General features: G+C 70.9%; 19 protein-coding genes. 9 read left to right on the forward strand and 10 right to left on the reverse strand.

Annotation, left to right across the window (positions count from 1 at the left end; all coding sequences use genetic code 11):
- Positions 1-33 precede the first annotated feature (33 nt).
- Positions 34-1,029 (reverse strand): asparaginase, encoded by a 996-nt coding sequence (locus tag KAF39_RS10625; protein ID WP_210677224.1) that lies wholly within the window; start codon positions 1,027-1,029, stop codon positions 34-36.
- 83 nt (positions 1,030-1,112) lie between these two features.
- On the opposite strand from KAF39_RS10625, the gene KAF39_RS10630 reads away from it, so the two are divergent.
- Positions 1,113-1,610, forward strand: coding sequence for an OsmC family protein (locus tag KAF39_RS10630; RefSeq protein WP_210677225.1), 498 nt, complete (start codon positions 1,113-1,115; stop codon positions 1,608-1,610).
- A 5-nt stretch (positions 1,611-1,615) separates the two neighbouring features.
- Here KAF39_RS10630 and KAF39_RS10635 read toward each other — a convergent pair whose 3' ends face one another.
- Complete coding sequence (locus tag KAF39_RS10635; protein ID WP_210677226.1) at positions 1,616-2,395, reverse strand: 1-acyl-sn-glycerol-3-phosphate acyltransferase; 780 nt, start codon at positions 2,393-2,395, stop codon at positions 1,616-1,618.
- Between the two features lie 124 nt (positions 2,396-2,519).
- On the opposite strand from KAF39_RS10635, the gene KAF39_RS10640 reads away from it, so the two are divergent.
- Together KAF39_RS10640 and dxr are read left to right on the forward strand one after the other, a co-directional pair.
- Positions 2,520-3,482, forward strand: coding sequence for an FKBP-type peptidyl-prolyl cis-trans isomerase (locus KAF39_RS10640; RefSeq protein WP_210677227.1), 963 nt, complete (start codon positions 2,520-2,522; stop codon positions 3,480-3,482).
- A gap of 43 nt (positions 3,483-3,525) precedes the next feature.
- Entirely contained in the window at positions 3,526-4,608 is a 1,083-nt protein-coding gene (gene dxr, locus KAF39_RS10645) for a 1-deoxy-D-xylulose-5-phosphate reductoisomerase (protein WP_210677228.1), read from the forward strand.
- 15 nt (positions 4,609-4,623) lie between these two features.
- Here dxr and KAF39_RS10650 read toward each other — a convergent pair whose 3' ends face one another.
- The 3 genes from KAF39_RS10650 to KAF39_RS10660 form a co-directional block, all read right to left on the reverse strand.
- Entirely contained in the window at positions 4,624-6,240 is a 1,617-nt protein-coding gene (locus KAF39_RS10650) for a Mur ligase family protein (protein WP_210678036.1), read from the reverse strand.
- 91 nt (positions 6,241-6,331) lie between these two features.
- Positions 6,332-7,006 (reverse strand): YcnI family protein, encoded by a 675-nt coding sequence (locus KAF39_RS10655; protein WP_210677229.1) that lies wholly within the window; start codon positions 7,004-7,006, stop codon positions 6,332-6,334.
- Positions 7,007-7,100: 94 nt separating this feature from the next.
- On the reverse strand, positions 7,101-7,685 hold the full coding sequence (locus KAF39_RS10660; RefSeq protein ID WP_210677230.1) for a hypothetical protein: 585 nt from the start codon (positions 7,683-7,685) through the stop codon (positions 7,101-7,103).
- Between the two features lie 66 nt (positions 7,686-7,751).
- Between KAF39_RS10660 and KAF39_RS10665 the strand changes: the two genes are divergently transcribed.
- The gene (locus tag KAF39_RS10665) at positions 7,752-9,065 is read left to right on the forward strand and encodes an RIP metalloprotease (protein WP_210677231.1); all 1,314 of its coding nucleotides are present in this window, start codon (positions 7,752-7,754) and stop codon (positions 9,063-9,065) included.
- A 17-nt stretch (positions 9,066-9,082) separates the two neighbouring features.
- Here the strand turns inward: KAF39_RS10665 and KAF39_RS10670 are convergent, their stop codons facing one another.
- Both KAF39_RS10670 and KAF39_RS10675 read right to left on the reverse strand, forming a co-directional pair.
- The gene (locus KAF39_RS10670) at positions 9,083-10,966 is read right to left on the reverse strand and encodes a chorismate-binding protein (protein ID WP_210677232.1); all 1,884 of its coding nucleotides are present in this window, start codon (positions 10,964-10,966) and stop codon (positions 9,083-9,085) included.
- A gap of 171 nt (positions 10,967-11,137) precedes the next feature.
- Positions 11,138-11,764, reverse strand: coding sequence for a pyroglutamyl-peptidase I (locus KAF39_RS10675; protein ID WP_210677233.1), 627 nt, complete (start codon positions 11,762-11,764; stop codon positions 11,138-11,140).
- A gap of 81 nt (positions 11,765-11,845) precedes the next feature.
- Between KAF39_RS10675 and ispG the strand changes: the two genes are divergently transcribed.
- Both ispG and KAF39_RS10685 read left to right on the forward strand, forming a co-directional pair.
- Complete coding sequence (gene ispG, locus KAF39_RS10680) at positions 11,846-12,976, forward strand: flavodoxin-dependent (E)-4-hydroxy-3-methylbut-2-enyl-diphosphate synthase (protein ID WP_025103167.1); 1,131 nt, start codon at positions 11,846-11,848, stop codon at positions 12,974-12,976.
- 5 nt (positions 12,977-12,981) lie between these two features.
- Entirely contained in the window at positions 12,982-13,848 is an 867-nt protein-coding gene (locus tag KAF39_RS10685) for a hypothetical protein (RefSeq protein WP_210677234.1), read from the forward strand.
- A gap of 102 nt (positions 13,849-13,950) precedes the next feature.
- Here KAF39_RS10685 and KAF39_RS10690 read toward each other — a convergent pair whose 3' ends face one another.
- Positions 13,951-14,643, reverse strand: coding sequence for a nucleotidyltransferase domain-containing protein (locus tag KAF39_RS10690; protein WP_210677235.1), 693 nt, complete (start codon positions 14,641-14,643; stop codon positions 13,951-13,953).
- Positions 14,644-14,757: 114 nt separating this feature from the next.
- Positions 14,758-16,173, reverse strand: a complete 1,416-nt coding sequence (locus KAF39_RS10695) for an RNB domain-containing ribonuclease (protein ID WP_210677236.1) — start codon at positions 16,171-16,173, stop codon at positions 14,758-14,760.
- Positions 16,174-16,253: 80 nt separating this feature from the next.
- On the opposite strand from KAF39_RS10695, the gene KAF39_RS10700 reads away from it, so the two are divergent.
- Both KAF39_RS10700 and KAF39_RS10705 read left to right on the forward strand, forming a co-directional pair.
- Positions 16,254-17,024: an isocitrate lyase/phosphoenolpyruvate mutase family protein gene (locus KAF39_RS10700; protein WP_210677237.1), complete on the forward strand. Its 771-nt coding sequence runs from the start codon at positions 16,254-16,256 to the stop codon at positions 17,022-17,024.
- 39 nt (positions 17,025-17,063) lie between these two features.
- The gene (locus KAF39_RS10705; RefSeq protein WP_210677238.1) at positions 17,064-18,824 is read left to right on the forward strand and encodes a proline--tRNA ligase; all 1,761 of its coding nucleotides are present in this window, start codon (positions 17,064-17,066) and stop codon (positions 18,822-18,824) included.
- Between the two features lie 11 nt (positions 18,825-18,835).
- On the opposite strand, the gene KAF39_RS10710 is transcribed toward KAF39_RS10705, so the two are convergent.
- Positions 18,836-19,339, reverse strand: a complete 504-nt coding sequence (locus KAF39_RS10710; protein ID WP_210677239.1) for a pyridoxamine 5'-phosphate oxidase family protein — start codon at positions 19,337-19,339, stop codon at positions 18,836-18,838.
- Positions 19,340-19,471: 132 nt separating this feature from the next.
- On the opposite strand from KAF39_RS10710, the gene KAF39_RS10715 reads away from it, so the two are divergent.
- Complete coding sequence (locus KAF39_RS10715) at positions 19,472-20,512, forward strand: TIGR00730 family Rossman fold protein (protein WP_210677240.1); 1,041 nt, start codon at positions 19,472-19,474, stop codon at positions 20,510-20,512.
- Positions 20,513-20,537 lie beyond the last annotated feature (25 nt).

Below are 20,537 nucleotides of genomic sequence, written 5' to 3' on the forward strand. Positions count from 1 at the left end.
GTCGCCGGGGACGCGGCGGTCGAACGGGTCGGATCAGATCCCGGCGCCGGGGCGGATCGCGCCGACCGCGGCCCCGCCCCCGAGCACCGTGAGGGGGAGGGCATCGGCCAGGGCGGCCACGTCGGCATCGGCCAGGCCGCCCGCCCGTGCCAGGAGCAGTGCGGCCACGATGGCCGACGCCCGCCCGCTTCCGTCGAGCATCTTGAGGGCGACCGTGGTGCCGTTCGGCGCGACCATCACCATGACGCCCTCGGCCCCGCCCTTGGCGAACACTCCGAGCCGCTCGATCGCGATGGTGTCGGGGCGGCCAGGCCCGTCGATGGTCCAGGGGTTCTCACGCACAGCCTTCACCAGCGATCCGGCCACACGGTGCAGGGCGAACGGAGAGCGCTCCGATGCGGTGCCGATCCGATGGATGGCGCGGGCCAGCCCGGTGAGAGTGAGGGCGTACACGGGGGCGCCACAGCCGTCGATCGCGGTGTGCGCCATCTTCTCGCCCGTGAGCCGTTCGATGACGTCGCGGATGTGCGCCTGGAGCGGGTGCGCCGGGTCGAGGTAGCCCTCGGTCGGCCAGCCCGTCGCGATGCAGGCGCGGAGCATCGCCGCGTGCTTGCCTGAGCAGTTCATCCGCACCCGTGCCTCTTGGCCGTGCTCGCGCACCATCTCGTCGCGCGTCGCGGAATCCGAGGGCCAGGCGGGGGGACAACCCAGATCATCCTCATTGAGCCCGCCGGCCGTGAGGATCTCACGGACGACCTCCGCGTGCCGATCCGTCCCGGAATGGCTGGCGGTCGACAGAGCCAGCTGCTCGCCTTCGAGAACGGCCCCGGCGGTGAGACAGGCGACCGCCTGCAGGGGCTTCAGGCTGGATCGGGGGAGGATCAGTGCGTCCGCGTTCCCGTGCCGTGCGATCACCTCGCCCTCGGGGGAGAGCACGACGGCGACCCCGGCGTGACGCGACTCGATGAACCCGCTGCGCTCCACGACGGCGAGTTCGACGGCATCCTGAACGGTGAGAGTCTCCAGCACCCGACAACTCTACCGGCGGGGGCGGAGCGCCACCGTCGTCGGACGCGCGCACGAACGTCGGCGGCCGCTGGCAGACTGGGCGGATGACACAGCAGACGAGCCCGCGGCCCCTGGGCGAGCATCGCTACGCCCTCACCTCCACCTGGACGGGGAACACCGGGTCCGGTACGAGCGGGTATCGGGACTACCGTCGCAATGTCACGATCGAGATCACAGGCAAGCCCGAACTTCTCGCGTCTTCCGACAAGCCGTTCCGGGGAGACCCGTCGCGGTGGAACCCCGAGGACCTCCTGCTGGCGTCGCTGTCGGAGTGCCACCTGCTGTCGTATCTGCACGCGTGCGTCACCGCTGGAGTCGTCGTGGTCTCCTACCGTGACGACGCGAGCGGCGTCATGCGCGAGAACGGCGCCGGTGGCGGCTCCTTCGTCGAGGTGCTGCTCCGCCCGGAGGTCGTCGTCGCGGAGGCGTCCATGATCGAGGCGGCCGAGCGTGCCCATGCCCAGGCGAACGAGTGGTGCTTCATCGCCAGTTCGGTCAACTTCCCCGTCCGGCACCAGGCGACGGTGACAGCCGCCGGCTGAGCCGCTCAGCGACGCTCGTGCGGAAGCGCCTGCTTGATCTTCTCGATCGTGTTCTGGGCGGGTGCTTCGTTGTAGACCCCCGCGAGTTCCTGTTCCGACAGGCCGTGGATGGCGGCCATGATCTCGTCGGTCGCCAGACGGCGGGCGCGACCGCTCGTCGCCGGACCGTGGGGCGACAGATCCAACGGTGCACCGAATCGGACGGTGATCCGCTCGGACAGCGTCGGCATCGTCGCGCCGACCGGCATCACCTTGTCCGTCCCGATGAGTCCCACCGGGACCACGGGTGCCCCGGTCTGCAGGGCGAGGAAGGCGACTCCGGTGCGGCCCTTGTACAGTCGTCCGTCGGTGGAGCGCGTCCCCTCCGGATACAGGGCCACGGCGAGCCCCTCATCCAGCAGCTGACGCTGCAGGTCGAGGGCGTCGAGCGCCGCCTGACCGGCACCGCGGCGGACGGGGATCGCGCCGATCGCCTGGAAGAACGTCTTGGAGGCCCAGCCCTTCAGGCCGGTGCCCTCGAAGTAGCTCGACTTGGCGAGGAAGTGCACAGGGCGAGGTGCGGCGACCGGGATCGCGATGGAGTCGATGAACGACAGATGGTTGCTCGCAAAGATCACCGGTCCCGTGGTCGGGACGTGCTCGCGACCCTCGATGCGCGGGCGGTAGACCAGACGGGCCAGCGGCGCGATGAGGCTGCGACCCAGCCTGTACGTGAAGCCGGCGTGACGGGGCTTCGGGGAGTCCTCTGAGGGCGTTTCGGGGTCCACGGACTGCTCAGAGCTCATCAGATCAGGCTACTCCCGGATCCATGCCGAGGGAGGAATGGAGACTCGCGCCGCACGTTCCCAGCGCGGGCAAAGCGCGATGAGGCAGGATGGAGTCTTCCGCCCGTGATCGTGAGGTCTTCCTGTGCGCACTCGTCCGCTGCTCGTCCTGTCCACCGTCGCTGCGGCGACCCTGCTGCTGGCGGGCTGCTCCGGAAACGGGAATCCCGAGAGTTCCTCGTCCCCGAACCCGTCCGCGTCGAACCAGTGCCTGGTGAACGCCAAGGCGGGCGAGACGTCCGATGCGGTCGAGGTCAACGGCGAAGGGGCCGACGCGAAGGTCACCGTTCCCGCCGACGCGGAGTTCGCCAACGTCGAGCGGACCGTCATCTCCGAGGGTGAAGGCGACGACCTCGCGGCGAACGATCTCGTCTCCGTGCAGTACCAGATCGTCGATGCCGCCAGTGGTGATGTCGTCGACTCCTCGGCGCGCGGCGAGGACGGCACGCTGCCCGTACTCCTCGACCCGAACCAGTCCTCCCTGTTCGTCGCCGCGCTGGAGTGCGAGCCCGTCGGCTCGCGCGTCGTCCTCGCCATCCCGGGCAGCGCTCTCGGCGAGGGCGGAAGCAACATCGTCGTCTACGCCGAGGCCGTCGACCGCCTCCCCGAGGTGGCGACGGGTACGGACGTCGAGCCGACCGCCGGCATGCCCGAGGTCGAGCTCGACGACGACGGCAAGCCGTCCGTCACGATCCCGGACGGCGACGCGCCGACGGAGACGAAGATCTCCGTCCTCAAGCAGGGCGACGGGCCCACGGTGGCGTCGGGCGACCTCGTCGTCGTCCAGTACCTCGGGGTGAAGTGGTCCGACGGCGAGGAGTTCGATTCGAGCTGGAGTCGCGACGCGGCCCCGGCCCAGTTCCAGACCACGGGCGTGGTCGCCGGCTTCCAGAAGGCGCTCGAGGGCCAGAAGGTCGGCTCCCAGGTCCTCGTCGTGATCCCGCCGTCCGACGGCTACGGGGCGAGCGAAGGCCACGAGCTCCAGGACGAGACCCTCGTCTTCGTCGTCGACATCCTCGCGACCACTCCCGCACAGCCGCAGCAGTAGAGCGGTGTCGGGCCGTTCCGGGGACGTGACCTAGGCTGGCGTCATGCGTCGCGTCATCGTCCTCGGCTCCACCGGTTCCATCGGCACTCAGGCGCTGGACGTGATCCGCGCCAACCCGCGGCGATTCGAGCTGGTCGGCCTCGCCGCGGGGTCGAATGCCGCGATGGTGCAGGAGCAGGCCGCACAGTTCCAGGTCGAGCACACCGCTCTCGGCGCGACGGAGGCCGAGCAGCTGGTCCGCGACGTCGAGGCCGACGTGGTGCTGAACGCCATCACGGGTTCCATCGGTCTGGGCTCGACCCTGGCCGCGCTCCAGGAGGGACGAACGCTCGCTCTCGCGAACAAGGAGTCCCTGATCGTCGGCGGCGACCTCGTGCTCGCCGCGGCCGCGCCGGGTCAGATCGTCCCGGTGGACTCCGAGCATTCCGCGCTCGCGCAGGCGCTGCGCTCCGGGACGCACGACGAGGTGCGCCGCCTCGTCGTCACCGCCTCCGGAGGGCCTTTCCGCGGTCGCAGCCGGAACGAGTTGACCGCGGTGACGCCGGAGGAGGCGCTTGCGCACCCGACCTGGAACATGGGCCGCACGGTGACCACGAACTCCGCGACCCTCGTCAACAAGGGGCTCGAGGTGATCGAGGCGCACCTGCTGTTCGATGTGCCCTACGACGACATCGAGGTCGTGGTGCATCCGCAGTCGATCGTGCACTCGATGGTGGAATTCGTCGACGGCTCCACGATCGCGCAGGCGTCACCGCCCGACATGCGGCTGCCGATCTCGCTCGGTCTCGATTGGCCTCACCGCATCGGCGGCGTGGGTCGCCCGCTCGACTGGACGACGGCCACCTCCTGGACGTTCGAGCCGCTCGATGACCAGGCCTTCCCGGCGGTCGCGCTGGCGAAGGCAGTGGGCCGCGCAGGCGGCACGTTCCCCGCCGTCTACAACGCTGCCAACGAGCAGGCGGTCGACGCCTTCCACGAGGGACGCCTGCCCTTCCTCGGTATCGTCGACACGGTCTCCCGGGTCGTGGACGCGCACGACGCACCGGACGCCCTGACGGTGGACACGCTGGCCGAGGCGGAGGCCTGGGCGCGGCGGAAGGCCGACGAACTCATCGCCGCCGCCTGACCGGACGGCCCGGAGTCAGTCCTCGTCCGGGTACGGCACAGGCCAGCGCGGCTCCGGGACCGGCCAACCCGCCGCCTTCAGCGCACGACGGGAGAGCTCCCGAGCCGAGTAGGGCGTGCGCACTCCGCGGATGTCGCGGTAGTCCTGGTGACCCGGACCCGCCCAGAGGATCGCGTCGCCGTCACCGACGAGGCCGACGGCAGCGACGATCGCGGCCTCCGGAGGAGAGAACTCGTGGATCTCCGCGTCCGGTCGGGCGCGTCGCGCGCCCTCGACGAGCGTCGCGCGGATCGAGGCGGGGTCCTCGAAGCGCGGGTGATGGTCGGTCACGACGAGGATGTCGCTGCCCTCCACGGCCGTGCGTGCCATGTCGAAGCGCTTGCTGGCATCGCGGTCGCCGTCGGCGCCGAACAGCATGAGCACCTTGCCCGAGGTCACGCGGCGGACCGCGGCCAGCGTCTTCTCGAACGCGTCGGGGGAGTGGCCGAAGTCGACGAAGACGGCGGGGCCGCTCTCGCCCGACACCAGCTGGGTACGACCGGGAAGGTAGGCGCGGATGCCGCCGTCGCGTTCCAGAGCCGCGACGATGCGCTCCCAGGCGTAGCCGCCCTCGGACAGCATGACGATCGCGAGGGCCGCGTTCGCCGCCATGTGCGGGCCGATGACAGGGACGGTGGTGGTGAGGGTCCCCGCCGGTCCGGTCATCGTGAAGGTCGTGCCGGTCGTGCGCTCGTCGTCGATCACGACGACCCAGTCAGCCGCGGCGGCCGAGTCGGCATCGGCGGCGATGGACGGCGTGCCGACGGTCACGACGGGGATCTCGGCGCGCTCGACGACCGTGGCGCCGGACGGCGAGTCGAGGCAGACGACGCCGCGCAGGGCGCGATCGGGACGGAAGAGCGGCAGCTTCGCCTCGAAGTACTCCTCCATGTCGGCGTAGTCGTCGAGGTGATCGTGGCTGAGGTTCGTGAAGCCGGCGACGTCGAAGCGGATGCCGTCGACGCGGTGCCGGGACAGGGCTTGTGCGCTCACCTCGACCGCGACGGCCTCGACCTCGCGCTCGCGCATCAGCGCGAGGAGGGCGTGCATCTCGGAGGCTTCGGGGGTGGTGAGCCGCGAGACGATCACCTCACCGGCGATGTGGCGCTCGGCCGTGGAGGAGAGCCCGGTGACGACGCCCATCTGCTCGAGGATCCCCTCCAGCAGGTGGGAGACGCTCGTCTTCCCGTTGGTGCCGGTGGTCGCGAAGAGGAGAGGCAGTGGGTCCTCCGCTCCCGTTCCGTACACCCAGGCGCTCAACGCGCCGAGCACTCCGCGCGGGTCGTCCACGATGAGGATCGGGAGGTCGACGTCCGCGGCGATGTCAGCTCCGGCCTCGTCCGTGATGACGGCGACCGCGCCCTTCTCGGCGGCGGTCTTCGCGAAGTCCGCACCGTGGCGGTTCACGCCCCGGATGGCCACGAAGGCCTCGCCGGGACGGAGGTCCGCCGTGGCGAGAGTGATGCCGCTGAGGGTGACGCCCTCCACGTCGCCGCGCACGGAGCGGGCGAACCGGGAGGCGAGTTCGGACAGCTCACGCCGGGGCGGGTTCGCGGGGCGGAGCACGGGGGGCAGGGTCGGCTGTTGTTCCATCGACATGTCGTCTCCATGTTCTCACGGCCGGGGGAGTGGACCCGGGCGCGTCGGTCCGCCGCGCCGGGGAGCGGCGCGGCGGACCGGGGTCTCAGGCCCGCCGACGGAAGGCCAGCACCGCGACCACGAGGGCCGCGACCCCGGCGAGGAGGCCCCCGGCGCCGAGCCCGATGCCCAGGGCGTCATCGTCCGCGGCGGTGGCCGTCGCAGGATGCGCGGGGGTGGTGCCGTGGGCTCCCTCGCCGCCGTCAGTGACCGTCACGACGGGGGCGGGGGCATCGAGGTCGTGCGGGTCCTCGCCCTTCTCGGCGAGCTGGGTCCACTCGGTGGCCCCGTCGACGCACTGCTGCACCACGGGGAAGGCCAGCGTCTCCGGCGTGTCCTCGTCCAGCCCGACCGACATGCTGACGGCACCGCGGAGGTCGGTCGGCACCGGGGTGAGAGCGGTGTAGGTGACGGCGCTCACCAGGCCGTCGTCTCCGCGCTCCACCTGGATCGTCCAGTCGCCGTCGAGGGTGGGGGCGACCGAGGCGAGGCCGTCGGGCATGGTGACGCGCAGTGCCGTGGTGGGCGATGTGCCGCACCCGTGCGCGAACGAGAACGTCAGGACGCCGTGATCGCCGGCGGCGAGCTGGTCGGGGCTCACGGAGACGTGGGCGCCGGCCATCGCGGGAACGGCGAGGGTGAGGGCGAGTCCGCCGACGAGGCCGGAGGCTCCGAGGAGAGCGCGGCGAGGACGGCGTGAGCGGATGGGGGTGTGCGACATGGTGTCTCCAGATGATCGTGTGCGGGCGCGCCGACAGAGCGCCGCCCGGAAAGGGAGGGCCGTCACCGAGGACGGCGGGTGCCGGAGAGGCGGCTCAGCCGCCGATGACCGCCGGAGGGCCGCGTCGGGACAGGACGGTATCGACGGCCCCGTCCCGCAGGGTGAGCGGGAGCGAGCGGAGCGGCTGCGGCGGGGCGGTGGTGACCGTGGGCAGCACGTCGCCGCGTCGGACCGCGGCCTGGAACCACCGGGCGATCGTCGCCACGACGCTCTCCCCGTGCCAGAGCAGCAGGGTGGTCAGCACGGCGGCGGCGAGGTGCGCCGACAGCATGGCGGCGTCGAGCGCGGGGGCTGTCGACAGCGGGCCGAGCGCGCTCAGGTCGACGTGGTGAGCGTGCCCGACGGTGCCCGCGACTCCGCCCGCCGTCGGAGCGCCGAGGGCCTGGAAGAGCACGTGGAACGCGGCCTGCGCCGCGAACACGGCTCCCGCGACCCGTATCCGGGAAACCCGGCTGCCGACGAGGGCCGCCGAGACCGGGAGGAAGAGCACGGAGACCGCCGCGATGAGCAGCGGGTGCGGGGCGGCGCCGCCGCCGATCGTGTGCGAGACGGCCGCGAGAAGCGTGGCGATCGTCGAGACGGCGGCGGCACGGACGAAGCGCAGCTGCCGGGAGGTCACCCCGTCAGCCTAGCCACCCTGCGCGAGTCAGGCGGATTCCTAGGCGACGGGCAGTACCGTTGGCACGTGGAATTCCTGCTCTATCTGGGCGGCATCGTGTTCATGCTGATCGGCCTCGGCCTCTCGATCGGCCTGCACGAGGTCGGTCATCTCGTCCCCGCGAAGCTCTTCGGCGTCCGTGTCGGCCAGTACATGATCGGTTTCGGGCCGCGTCTGTGGTCGAAGCGGATCGGGGAGACGGAGTACGGCTTCAAGCTCCTGCCCCTCGGCGGGTTCATCTCGATGTCGGGGATGTACCCGTCGTCGAAGGACAGCGGGCCCGCGTCGGGGGTGTTCCGCACGCTGATCCAGGACGCACGCTCCGCGAACGACGAGACGATCGCGGAGGGCGCGGAGGATCGCGTCTTCTACCGGCTTCCGGTGTGGAAGCGGGTGATCGTCATGCTCGGCGGCCCGCTCATGAACCTCCTGCTCGCCGTCGTCATCTTCACCGTGCTGGTGAGCGGCATCGGTGTGCAGCAGGGCACGACGACGGTGGCGGCGGTGAACGAATGCGTGGTCCCCGCGTCCTCGTCGGCCACCGAGTGCAGCCCCGAGGACCCGGAGTCCCCGGCGGCCGTCGCCGACGTGCAGGCCGGGGACGTGCTCGTGTCGATCGACGGCACCCCGGTGTCCACCTTCGCGGAGGCGACCGCGATCGTGCAGGCATCGCCGGGGAAGGATCTCGCGCTCGTCGTCCGGCGGGACGGTGAGGAGAAGACGCTGACGCTCACACCGATCGCGGCGGAACGCACGATCACGGATGCGAGCGGGCAGCCGGTGCGGGACGATGACGGCGAGCCCGTGGTGAAGGAGGTCGGCTACGCCGGCATGATCGCCCAGATGGGCTACGTGCAGCAGCCGCTGACGGCCGGGCCGCAGATGGCGGCGGACACGGTGGCCCGGGTCGGTTCGCTGATCGTCACGCTGCCGGTCCGGCTGTGGGATGTGGGGGTGTCCCTCGTGACGGGTGGGGAACGCGACCCGAACGGTCCGCTCAGCGTCGTCGGAGTGGGACGACTGGCCGGCGAGGTGGCCGCGACGGATGCGCCCGTCCTCAATCGCTTCGCTGTGCTGCTCGGCCTTCTCGGCTCGCTCAACGTGGCGCTCTTCGTGTTCAACCTCATCCCGCTGCTGCCCCTCGACGGCGGTCACATCGTCGTCGCGCTGTGGGAGGGGATCAAGCGGGCGTGGGCGAAGCTCTTCCGCCGCCCGCCCCCTGCTCCGGTCGACGCCACCAAGCTCGTGCCGCTGACCGTCGTCGTCGCCACGCTGCTGATCGCGATGGGCGCACTGCTGCTCGTGGCCGATCTGTTCAACCCGGTGAAGCTCCTGGGCTGAACCGTCGCGGCCGGGACTCAGCCCAGCGCGTGCCCGACCAGGCGCTCCAGCGTGCGGATGCCGTCGCGGGACAGGATGGACTCGAGGTGGCCCTGCACCGACGCGAAACCGTCCCCGCGGAGCGCGGAGACGTCGCCGGTGGCCGGGTCCGCGGAGACCTCGGCTGCGCCGACGTTCATCGTCCCCGGGGCCACGCGTGCCGTGAACGTGTTGTAGAACCCGATCGACGCGTCCTCCCCGAAGACCGGCACGGTCTTCTGCAGGCCCTGATGCGGCGCGTCCAGAGGCGTGAGGGGGACGCCCAGCCGATCCGCCAGGATCTGGTGGCTCAAACAGACGGCGAGCAGCGGTGTGCGCGCACGCAGCCGGGCGGCGACGACCTCCCGCATCCGGGCGATGCGCGGGCTCTCGCGGTCGCGCGGGTCGCCGGGGCCGGGCCCGGCGACGACGAGGTCCGCCGTCTCCACGGCCTCGTCGTCCACCTGGTCCCATGACGCGATGGTCACGTCCAGCCCGAGATGACGCAGCTGGTGCGCGAGCATCGTGGTGAAGCGGTCCTCCGCGTCGACGACCAGTGCGGAACGGCCGGAGAACGGGCCCGTGAAGTCCTCGCCCTGCGGGTTCAACCAGAACTCGGCCAGACGGGCGTTGCGCGAGGCGAGCAGCGCGGCGACGTCGGGGTCGTCCGCGAGGCTCCGGGGGGTACCGGGAGCGTCGGCATCGCTGCGGGCCTCGGCGACGCGGTCCCGGTCGATCGCGCCGATCGCGCCGAGCACGCCCGCAGCCTTGCCGTGCGTCTCCGAGACCTCGCCGTGGGGGTCGGAGTGCCGCACGAGGGTGGCGCCGACGGGGACGCTGAGCTCCCCGCCCTGCAGGTACACGGTGCGGATGAGGATCGGGGCGTCGAGATCGTGGCCGCCGTCCGCATTCGGGGTGAACAGTGCGGCCACCCCGGAGTAGTAGCCCCGCGGTTTGCGCTCGTGCCGCCGGATCACCGCACAGGCGTTCTGCATGGGGGAGCCGGTGACGGTGGGGGCGAACATCGTCTCGCGGAGGATGTCGCGCGGGTCGAGACCGCTGCGCCCGCGCAGCATGTACTCCGTGTGGGTCAGGCGGGACATCTCCTTGAGGTGCGGACCCGTGATGCGTCCGCCGTCCGCGCAGACGGCGCTCATCATCTTGAGCTCCTCGTCGACGACCATGAACAGCTCCTCGGTCTCCTTGGTGGAGGCGAGGAAGTCGGTCAGCGTCTCCTTCGTCGCTCCTCCCGCCGGATGCCGGAAGGTGCCGGAGATCGGGTTCATCGTCACGATGCCGCCGCGCGCCACGACGTGCGCCTCCGGGCTGGCCCCGACGGCGATGTGCCCGGGGGTGAACACGGCGAACGTCCAGTACGCGCCGCGCTCGTGGGCGAGGAGTGCCCGGAACCACGTCAGCGCCGCCTGACGCTCGTCGGCGTCGACGGTGGCGGTGAAGTCGCGACGGATGACGAAGTTCGCTCCCTCGCCCCGTCCGATCTCGTCCGCGATGACGGTCTCGACGATCGCCGCATACTCTTCGTCGGCGATGTCGAAGCCCTCGTCGCGTAGCGGGACGGGGGCCGCGGGGAGGGCGTCGAGCACGGCCGGGGTCGGCAGGTGCAGGTGCTCGTCGACGAGGAGGCAGCGCAGCGGCGCGCCGTCGTCCTGTGCCACGAACCCGCGCTCACGCACCTGGCGATAGGGGACGAGCGCGAAGACCTCGCGGCGGCGCCCGTCGGTCGTCAGCGGGATGTCGGCGAGCAGATCCACGTCCGTCACCTCACCCGTGAGCAGCTCCACGGTGTCCGCGCCGTCGCGGGCGATCAGTACGAAGGAGGCGTCGGGGTCGGCGCTGAGCTCGTCGAGGCGAGAGAGGGTCATCGATGTCTCCTGTGCGAGGGCTCCGGCTCGGCGCAACGAAAAGACCGCCCCGGAGGCGGTCTGGATTCGAGGGAACGCGAACACACCGCCTAGGAGGCGGGCCACCAGGTGATGTGCGCGATCATGGGGCGAAACTACCACACCCGGGTCGGGCGACCGGGCGTCGTGACGTCACCAGAGAGAGCCCCCCGGGGCATCGTCGTCATCGTCGAGACAGTGGTCGACGACCAGGCGCACGCTCCGCGCGATGTCCTCGTCGTCCAGGAAGAATGCCCCCGCAGGCGCGGTGCTCCGGGACCAGGGCAGATGAACGAAGCCCGCTGGTACGCCCCTGGGGACGACGGAGAGCGCCGTGTAGAGCACGTGGTTGCACACATACGACCCGGCGGACAACGAGAGGCGGGCGGGGAGTCCGGCATCGGTGAGCCGACGCACCAGGCGCTTGGTGGGAAGAGTGGCGAACCGGGCAGCCGGACCGTCGGGGTCACTGGGCTCGTCCACCGGCTGAGCGCCGTCGTTGTCGGGGATCCGCGCGTCCATGAGGTTCACCCCCACGCGCTCGACGGTGATGCGGTCGCTGCCGCCCGCCAGACCGGTGCACACGACCGCATCGGGGGAGTGCCGCGCGATCGTGTCTCGCAGAAGCGCCGCAGCCCGCGCGAACGACACCGGCAGCGTCGCGATGGCCAGATCGTGCGGGCCGTCGTAGCCTGCGGCGACGGTCCGCACCGCCTCCATCGAGGGATTGCGGGCGGCGCCGTCGAACGGATCGAAGCCGGTGAGGAGGATGACCGCCATGCCCTCAGCGTAGGCGCGCGCATCCAGCCCTTCCGCATCCAGGCGGCGTAGGCTGGAGTCGTGCCAGCAGTGAATCTTGGGATGCCGAAGGTCCCCGAAGTCCTCGCCCCGCGTCGCAAGTCCCGCCAGATCAAGGTGGGCAAGGTGCTCGTGGGCGGTGATGCCCCCGTGAGCGTGCAGTCGATGACGACCACCAAGACCACCGACATCAACGGGACGCTGCAGCAGATCGCGGAGCTCACCGCCTCCGGCTGCGAGATCGTCCGTGTCGCCGTGCCCTCGCAGGACGACGCGGACGTGCTGCACATCATCGCGAAGAAGAGCCAGATCCCGGTCATCGCGGACATCCACTTCCAGCCGAAGTACGTCTTCCAGGCGATCGACGCCGGGTGCGCGGCCGTGCGGGTCAACCCCGGAAACATCCGCAAGTTCGACGACCAGGTCGGCGAGATCGCCAAAGCGGCGAAGGATGCGGGCGTCTCGCTCCGGATCGGTGTGAACGCGGGCTCGCTCGACCGTCGCCTGCTCGAGAAGTACGGCAAGGCCACGCCCGAGGCGCTGGTCGAGAGCGCGGTCTGGGAGGCCTCGCTCTTCGAGGAGCACGACTTCCACGACTTCAAGATCTCGGTCAAGCACAACGACCCCGTCGTCATGGTGAAGGCCTACCGTCAGCTCGCCGAGCGGGGCGACTGGCCGCTGCACCTCGGCGTGACCGAGGCGGGCCCTGCCTTCCAGGGCACGATCAAGAGTGCGACCGCATTCGGCATCCTGCTCGGCGAGGGGATCGGAGACACGATCCGCGTGTCCCTGTCCGCGCCGCCGGCCGAAGAGGTCAAGGTCGGTCACCAGATCCTGCAGTCCCTCAACCTCCGCGAGCGCAAGCTGGAGATCGTCTCGTGCCCGTCGTGCGGTCGCGCGCAGGTGGACGTCTACACGCTCGCCGAGGACGTCACCGAGGGGCTCAAGGAGATGACGGTGCCGCTGCGCGTCGCCGTCATGGGCTGCGTCGTCAACGGCCCCGGAGAGGCGCGCGAGGCCGACCTCGGCGTGGCATCCGGGAATGGCAAGGGTCAGATCTTCGTCAAGGGCGAGGTCATCAAGACCGTGCCCGAGGCCGACATCGTCGCGACCCTCATCGAGGAGGCGAACCGCATCGCCGCCGAGATGGGACCGGACGCTCCGCTCGGCACCGCCCAGGTCGTCACGGCCTGATCCCCATGACCACTCCCACGATCGTCGCCTTCCCGGACGGCAGCCTTCGCGGCGACGCCGTCGTGACCCGCGTGGCGGCCGATGCCGACGGAACCGTGGTCGTCGTCGACGCCACGCCGTTCCACCCGGTGGACCACACCTGGCCTGACCAGCCCGGCGATGTCGGGGTGCTCTCCGGCGAGGACGGATCCGTCCGCGTGACCGAGGCGCTCATGGCGGCGGTCTCGGACGACGGCGAGTTCGCGGTGGGCAGCGCCATTCCCGTCAAGCGCGGGACCGAGGGGTGGACCTGGCTGGTGGGCCACCGGCTCGATGGCGCGGCGCCGGGCTGGCTCGCGGAGGGGGCTCGCGTGTCTCTCGCCGTCGACGAGGCGCACCGTGCCGGCCTCAGCCGCGGTCACACCGCGTGCCACCTCGCCTCCCTCGCTCTGGATCTCGCGGTCGCCGACCTCTGGCGCAAGGACCCGGGGGAGGATGCGCTGGGAAACCCGGACTTCGAGGGACACGCGAACCAGTCCAGCCGCATCCACGAGGACGGTGCGGTCGACGAGTACCGCCTGGGCAAGAGCCTGCGCCGCGCGGGCTTCGACACCGAGACGTTCGCGGCCACGCTGGCGGACCGCGAGCAGCGCATCAACGCGCAGCTCGCCGCCTGGGTCTCTTCCGGGGCCACCAGCCGCATCGCGGTGGAGGGGCCGACGATCGTCGATCGGCGCCGCTGGCACTGCGAGCTGCCCGACGGCGAAGCCGTCATCCTCTGCGGCGGCACGCACGTCCGATCCCTCGCGGAGTTCGCCGCCATCACGGTGACCCTGGATCTGTCCGACCCGCAGCTCCTCGTGATGACGACGAGCGCGACCCCCGCCTCCTGACATCGCGCCGGCATGTCGCGTGCGCGCAGTCGGACGCGGGGGAACAGGCGCTGGTGGCCGGCGTCGCCTGTTGCGGCGCGACTGCCTGTTTTCGCGATGAGGTCAGCGCACCAACCCCGCCTGCACCCGACCACCTGCGAGTTCCAGTTCCTCGCCGACCCGCGCCGCGAACCCCGGGATGTCTCCGGCGAGCAGCGGAGCGCTGAGCTGCTTCGCGCGCTCGGGACTCCACGCGCGCAAACGTCGGGGGAGCCACTTCCCCGAGCCGATCCACTGCCCGTCGGTCAGCAGCATCAGCTCGGCGATGCGCTCGAACAACAGGCCGGCCACCACATGCTGTTCGAGAGGGTCCGCCGCGTCCTGCAGGTCGTCGAGGAGATCGGTGATCACGTACCGCCGGAATCGCGACTCACTCTCTTCCACTGTGGGGCCGGCGGCGAGCACGGCACCCCACCGCGCGCGCAGGTCGTCAAGCCCGGGCCCGGAGCGCACCGGCACGCCCTCCACGAGCATGTGCACGATGACAGGTCGGTGCTGTGCGACGCCGCGATTCGCCCATGTCTCGAACCCTGCCGCCGTGTATGCGAACACCTCGAAGGTCTCGCCCTCGAACTCGAACGTGGCGGCCTCGCTCGCCTGGGCGTCGTCAGCGAACAGGTCGTCGGCGATGAGCAGGAGGTCGATGTCGCTCGTGTGGGTGCGCTCGCCGCGGGCGGTGCTCCCGGCGACGATCGCGATGCGTGCGCGCGGATACTTCTCCACGAGGAAGCGCTCGACGCGCTCGGCCTGATCCATCTCGACAGGGTATCCGGCGGGGACGCAGGTGATCGCGGCTGCACAGGCAGTCGTGCCTGGGGGTGCCTGACTCCGGGCGTCCGCCTGACCCGGCGGTCGCCTGACCCGGCGGAGTCAGACAGCGAGCTCGATCTCACCCGCGGCGATGTCCACGCGCAGAACGCGCAGTCGCACCACGTCCCCGGGTTTCGTGTCGGGGGCCACCGGCGCGGTCGTCGTCACCGCGGGCTCGGCGATCTGGACGGCGGCCCTCTCTCCTCGGAGTTCGATCACGGTCGCCTCGACCGTCTGCCCGACCAGGGGCGTGAGGAGTGCCGCCTCGACGCGGTTCACGGTGTCGGCATCCAACTGCGACGCCCGTCGCCCGGACTCCTGCATGAGTGCGGGAAGGTCACCGAGCGAGGAGCGCACCCACTCCGGAACCGGCTGCCCGGTCGACACGGCGAGGCAGATGGTGAGGACCCAGCGGTCGACGAGCCGGCGGAGGGGCGCAGTCGCGTGCGCGTAGGGGGCGCCGATCGCCGCCTGCACGGCGTCATCGGGCGTCTCGCCGTCGAACACGAGGTACCCCGCGCCGCGGAACAGCGAGGCGGCCGCCTCCAGCACGGGAAGAGTCATCGGGTCCGTGCGGTCCAGGCTGCGCAGGTACTCACCGTAGGGGCCGTCGGTCCACGGACGCCCCAGCGCCTCCGTCTGGTGACGGAAGGCCGCGAACGCGTCGTCGTCCGGCTCCGGCATCGTCCGGAGGATCCCGATACCCGCATCCATCATGAGTGCGGCGGCCGCCATCCCGGTCATGAGGGACAGCTGCGCGTTCCACTCCTCGACGGGGAGGGGACTACGGCGCTCGATCGCGTACGCCCCGTCCTCGGTGCGCACCACCTCTTCGTCCGGCAGGTTCAGACTCGCGCCGCCGCGCTGACGCTCCTGGTCCAGGCGGAGCGCGCCGATCTCCGGCAGCAGAGCGGCGGGGCCGCCCTCGCCCCGGTCCAGGGCCGCCTGGGTGGCGGCGTAGTCGAGCTGGGCGCGCGACCGGACGAGGGCGCGCTCCAACCGGAAGTCGGTCACCGTCCCCGTCGCGTCGAGGGTGAACGTCCACACCAGGGCGGGTCGGTCCTCGTCGGGGAGCAGGGACGCGCGGTCCTCGCTGAGCACCGGCGGATGCAGGGGGATCGTGCCGTCCGCGGCGTACAGGGTCTGTCCGCGCCGGCGCGCCTCCGCATCCACCGCCCCACCCGGAGCGACGAGCCCGGGCACGTCCGCGATGGCGTAGCGCACACGGTAGCCGTCGCCGTCCCGATCGAGGTGGAAAGCCTGGTCGAGGTCGCGGGCGCCCAGCGGGTCGAGTGTCACGAACGGGACGTCCGTCAGGTCGAGGTCCGGTGGGGTGGCCGAGGCGGCCTCGGCCTCCGCGAGCGCCTCGGCCGGGAACGCCGTCGGCGTCTCGAGGGATTCCCGCAGGGCCGAGAGCGCCGCAGCGAGCTCGGTCTGCGCGGCGGACGGGGCGACATGCGAGCGGCGCTGGGGCATGCTGCCAGCCTAGGTCGACCACCCGAGTGATCAGGGAGCATCCGCCCCGCGTGCCCGCATCGGCCGCTAGCGTGGTTGGCATGACCACTGCTGCAAAGGCCCAGACCCTCGTCGGACTCTATGACGCTCCGGAGATCCTCCGCGTGGTGAACGTGTGGGACGTCGTCTCCGCGCGCGCCGTCGCCGCCCTTCCCGAGACGAAGGCGATCGCGACCGCCGGCCACGGCATCGCGGCGTCGTTCGGTTACGACGATGGCGACACCCCGCGCGACGTGATGATCGACATGGTCGGTCGTATCGCCGCCGCCGTGACGGTGCCCGTGACCGCCGACCTCGACGACGGATACGGCGACGCGGGGGAGACCACCCGCCTCGCGATCGGCGCCGGCGTGGTCGGCGCGAACGTCGAGGACCGCCTGAAGCCCCTCGACGAGTCCGTCGCCGTCGTCGAGGCGATCGTCAAGGCCGCCGAGGCCGAAGGCGTGCCTTTCGCCCTGAACGCCCGGACGGACGCCTTCGTGCGCGCCGGGTCGCGCCCGGTGGAGGAGAGCATCGCGGACGCGATCCAGCGTGGACGCGCGTTCCTCGACGCGGGTGCCACCGCGGTCTTCGTCCCTGGCATCCTCGACGCGAACGTCACCCGTCAGCTCGTCGACGGCATCGGTGAGCGCAAGGTCAGCGTGATCGGGATCCCCGGCGCGCTCGCCGCCTCGGAGTACGAGAAGCTCGGCGTGGCCCGCATCTCGTACGGCCCCCTTCCGCAGCGGGTGGCGCTCACGGCGCTGCAGGAGCTCGCGGAGAGCCTGTACAGCGGCGGGGTCGTGCCGCACGGACTCCCGGCTCTCAACTGACCGACGAGGCGGGTGGCCGCGGCTCACTACACTTGAGCCGTGGTCACTCGTCTTTCGAACTTCTTCCTCCGTACGCTCCGCGAAGATCCCGCCGGTGCCGAGATCGCCAGTCACAAGCTGCTGATCCGTGCCGGCTACATCCGACCGCAGGCCGCAGGGATCTTCGCGTGGCTGCCGCTGGGCCTGCGCGTCAAGGCGAAGATCGAGACCGTCATCCGCGAGGAGATGGCCGCCGCCGGCGCCCAGGAGGTGCACTTCCCCGCGCTCATGCCCCGGGAGGCGTACGAAGCCACCGGCCGCTGGGAGGAGTACGGCGACCTGCTGTTCCGGCTGCAGGACCGCAAGGGGGGCGACTACCTCCTCGCGCCGACCCATGAGGAGGCGTTCACGCTCCTCGTGAAGGACCTGTACTCGTCGTACAAGGACCTCCCGCTGACGCTCTTCCAGATCCAGGACAAGTACCGCGACGAGGCTCGGCCCCGCGCCGGACTCCTCCGCGGCCGCGAGTTCACGATGAAGGATGCGTACTCGTTCGATGCGTCCGACGAAGGGCTCGAAGCCAGCTATCAGGCGCAGCGGGATGCGTACGAGCGCATCTTCCAGCGTCTGGGTCTCGAGTACGCGATCGTGCAGGCCGACGCCGGGGCCATGGGCGGTTCGCGGAGCGAAGAGTTCCTGCACCCGACCCCCGTGGGGGAGGACACGTTCGTCCGCAGTGCCGGCGGCTACGCGGCCAACGTCGAGGCCTTCCGCACGCCCGTCTCTGCGCCGATCCCGTTCGACGCCGACGGCGCGCCCGTGATCTTCGACTCTCCGGACACCCCGACCATCGAGACCCTCGTCGCGCACTGCAACCGCGAGCTCGACGGCGAGTACACCGCGGCCGACACGCTCAAGAACGTCGTGCTGGCGCTGAAGCACCTCGACGGTTCCCGCGAGCTCGTGATCGTCGGCATCCCCGGCGATCGTGAGGTCGACGAGAAGCGCGCGGAGGTGGCCTTCGCCCCGGCCGAGGTCGAGACCGCGACGGCGGAGGACTTCGAGAACAACCCGCTCCTGGTCAAGGGGTACATCGGTCCGTGGTCGCCCACGGGCGCCGTGCTCGGCGAGGAGTCCGCCACCGGCATCCGTTATCTCGTCGATCCGCGCGTGAGCGAGGGCACGAGCTGGATCACCGGCGCGAACATCGACCAGAAGCACGCGCACTCGGTCGTCGCCGGTCGCGACTTCGAGGCCGACGGCATCGTCGAGATCGCGAACGTGCGCGCCGGAGACCCCGCGCCGGACGGATCGGGCCCCGTCGAGCTCGCGCGCGGCATGGAGATCGGCCATGTCTTCCAGCTCGGCCGGAAGTACGCGGAGGCGCTCGGCCTGAAGGTCCTCAACGAGAACGGCAAGCTGGTCACGGTCACGATGGGCTCGTACGGCATCGGCGTGACCCGGATCCTGGCGATCATCGCCGAGTTGAACAACGACGACAAGGGGCTGATCTGGCCGGCCTCCGTCGCCCCGTTCGACGTGCAGGTCGTCGCTGCCGGCCGCGACCAGGTCGCGTTCGACGTCGCGGAGGCTCTGTCCGCGCAGTTGGAGGCCGGTGGTCTCGACGTGCTCTACGACGACCGTCCGAAGGTGTCGCCCGGGGTCAAGTTCGGCGACGCCGAGCTGGTGGGCGTCCCGAAGATCGTGATCGTGGGACGTGGGGCCGCCGAGGGACAGGTGGAGTTCTGGGACCGTCGCACGGGGGAGCGCGAAGCGGTCTCGGTGGCGGAGGCCGTGGAGCGGCTCTCCTCCCCGCGCTGACCCTCGGCCGCTCAGCAGGTGACGCGGCCGTGGTTCATGATGTCGTCGTCCGGGGTGTCTCGGGTGACCAGCGCCTTGAGCGCCCCGGCGGCCATCGCGACCTTGCCCTTCGCCGGTTCCCAGAACTCGGCCACGACGGGCGTCACCTTGAGCAGCGCGATGCCCGGCGTCTCGAGACCGTGCTCGAACCAGATGTCGAGCGAGGGAGAGTAGAGCTCCTCCATCTTCGCGCGGTCGTGCACGATCTCGGCGGTGCCGGCGACCGACACGTAGCGCATGCCCTTCGCGTCGCAGTAGGCCAGCCCCACGTCATGGTGTCGGCGAGCCTCCTCGACCTTCTCCGTGTCCTCCGCGGTGAAGAACCAGATGGCGCCGGTGTCATCCATCTGCCGCGTGGACATGGGGCGGCTGACGAGGTTCCCGTCCGGATCGGTGGTGGTGAGCATCGTGAAGTCGATGTCCTCCACGAGCTCGGCGATGCGGGCGAGGGCGTCGGGACCGGTGATCTCTGTCATGGCCTCAGGATGGCGCGCACGTCGTGGTTCCGCACGGGCGTTGACACTGCCGATCGTGCGTGCTTCGCCGTCGCCCCGGACATCGTCGGCGTTGCGCCTCGGCCGGAGGAGGGCGCGTGGGACGCTGGGGGCATGACCGAGGAACAGCTGCCGGCCGCGCTGAGCGACGAGATCAACCGCGCCCTGGACGAGGCCGGCGTGACGACGGACCGCCGACTCGTGATGCGGATGCTGCGCACCGCGTTGCTGCTCGGGGAGGACGGGACGGACCGCCTCGACCTGAAGATCGCCTCGGCCGCGCTGGCCGAGATGCGCGATGCTTTCCGCCTGTTCGCCCCGTTCCGGGGTGTGCCGAAGGTCACCGTCTTCGGCTCGGCACGCACGCGGCACGATGATCCGCTCTACCTGCAGGCGCGCGATGTCGCGGCGGCGCTGGCGAGCGACGGATGGATGGTCGTCACCGGGGCCGGCCCGGGCATCATGCAGGCGGCGGCCGAGGGGGCGGGCCCGGCGCTGTCGCTCGGCGTCTCGATCCGGCTGCCCTTCGAGGAGAAGGCGAACAGCCTGGTGGCCGGCAGCGACCAGGTCGTCGCGATGAAGTACTTCTTCACCCGCAAGCTCATGCTCATCAAGGAGTCGAGCGGGTTCATCTGCCTCCCCGGTGGCTTCGGGACGCTCGATGAGATGTTCGAGCTCCTCACCCTGCAGCAGACGGGGAAGGCGGAGCCAACGCCGATCGTGCTGCTCGACGAGAAGGGAGGATCCTTCTGGCAGGGGATGCGTCGTTTCGTCGACGAGCACCTGGCGCCGATGGGAGTGATCTCCGAAGGTGACTTCGATCGCGTCGTCGTGACCGATTCCGTCGAGGAGGCGCGGGCGGAGATCACCGGCTTCTGGCGCAACTACGACTCGCTGCGGTGGGTCGGCGACACCCTGGTGCTGCGGCTCAAGGCCGAGCCGACGGACGATGAGATCGAGGAGCTGAACGCCGGTTTCGCGGCGCTCCTGTCGACGGGACGTATCGAGCGCACGGCTCCCCGGTCCCCGGAGGTCGCCGACGACGACCGGCTCGACCTCCCGCGCCTCGCCCTGCACCTGGATCAGCGCCAGGTGGGCAACCTCTTCCGCTTGATCGGCGCGCTCAACGCCCTCCCGTCCGCGCCGAAAGCCTGACCCGGTGCGGGACTCCACGACGCGA

This window comes from Microbacterium sp. BLY (assembly GCF_017939615.1).
Lineage (GTDB): Bacteria > Actinomycetota > Actinomycetes > Actinomycetales > Microbacteriaceae > Microbacterium.

Bases quoted from the DNA above. Each gene is read 5' to 3' on its own strand.
- KAF39_RS10630 (WP_210677225.1), top strand. From the start codon at position 1,113: ATGACACAGCAGACGAGCCCGCGGCCCCTGGGCGAGCATCGCTACGCC.
- KAF39_RS10635 (WP_210677226.1), bottom strand. From the start codon at position 2,395: ATGAGCTCTGAGCAGTCCGTGGACCCCGAAACGCCCTCAGAGGACTCC.
- dxr (WP_210677228.1), top strand. From the start codon at position 3,526: ATGCGTCGCGTCATCGTCCTCGGCTCCACCGGTTCCATCGGCACTCAG.
- KAF39_RS10650 (WP_210678036.1), bottom strand. From the start codon at position 6,240: ATGGAACAACAGCCGACCCTGCCCCCCGTGCTCCGCCCCGCGAACCCG.
- KAF39_RS10655 (WP_210677229.1), bottom strand. From the start codon at position 7,006: ATGTCGCACACCCCCATCCGCTCACGCCGTCCTCGCCGCGCTCTCCTC.
- KAF39_RS10670 (WP_210677232.1), bottom strand. From the start codon at position 10,966: ATGACCCTCTCTCGCCTCGACGAGCTCAGCGCCGACCCCGACGCCTCC.
- KAF39_RS10675 (WP_210677233.1), bottom strand. From the start codon at position 11,764: ATGGCGGTCATCCTCCTCACCGGCTTCGATCCGTTCGACGGCGCCGCC.
- ispG (WP_025103167.1), top strand. From the start codon at position 11,846: ATGCCGAAGGTCCCCGAAGTCCTCGCCCCGCGTCGCAAGTCCCGCCAG.
- KAF39_RS10685 (WP_210677234.1), top strand. From the start codon at position 12,982: ATGACCACTCCCACGATCGTCGCCTTCCCGGACGGCAGCCTTCGCGGC.
- KAF39_RS10690 (WP_210677235.1), bottom strand. From the start codon at position 14,643: ATGGATCAGGCCGAGCGCGTCGAGCGCTTCCTCGTGGAGAAGTATCCG.
- KAF39_RS10695 (WP_210677236.1), bottom strand. From the start codon at position 16,173: ATGCCCCAGCGCCGCTCGCATGTCGCCCCGTCCGCCGCGCAGACCGAG.
- KAF39_RS10700 (WP_210677237.1), top strand. From the start codon at position 16,254: ATGACCACTGCTGCAAAGGCCCAGACCCTCGTCGGACTCTATGACGCT.
- KAF39_RS10710 (WP_210677239.1), bottom strand. From the start codon at position 19,339: ATGACAGAGATCACCGGTCCCGACGCCCTCGCCCGCATCGCCGAGCTC.
- KAF39_RS10715 (WP_210677240.1), top strand. From the start codon at position 19,472: ATGACCGAGGAACAGCTGCCGGCCGCGCTGAGCGACGAGATCAACCGC.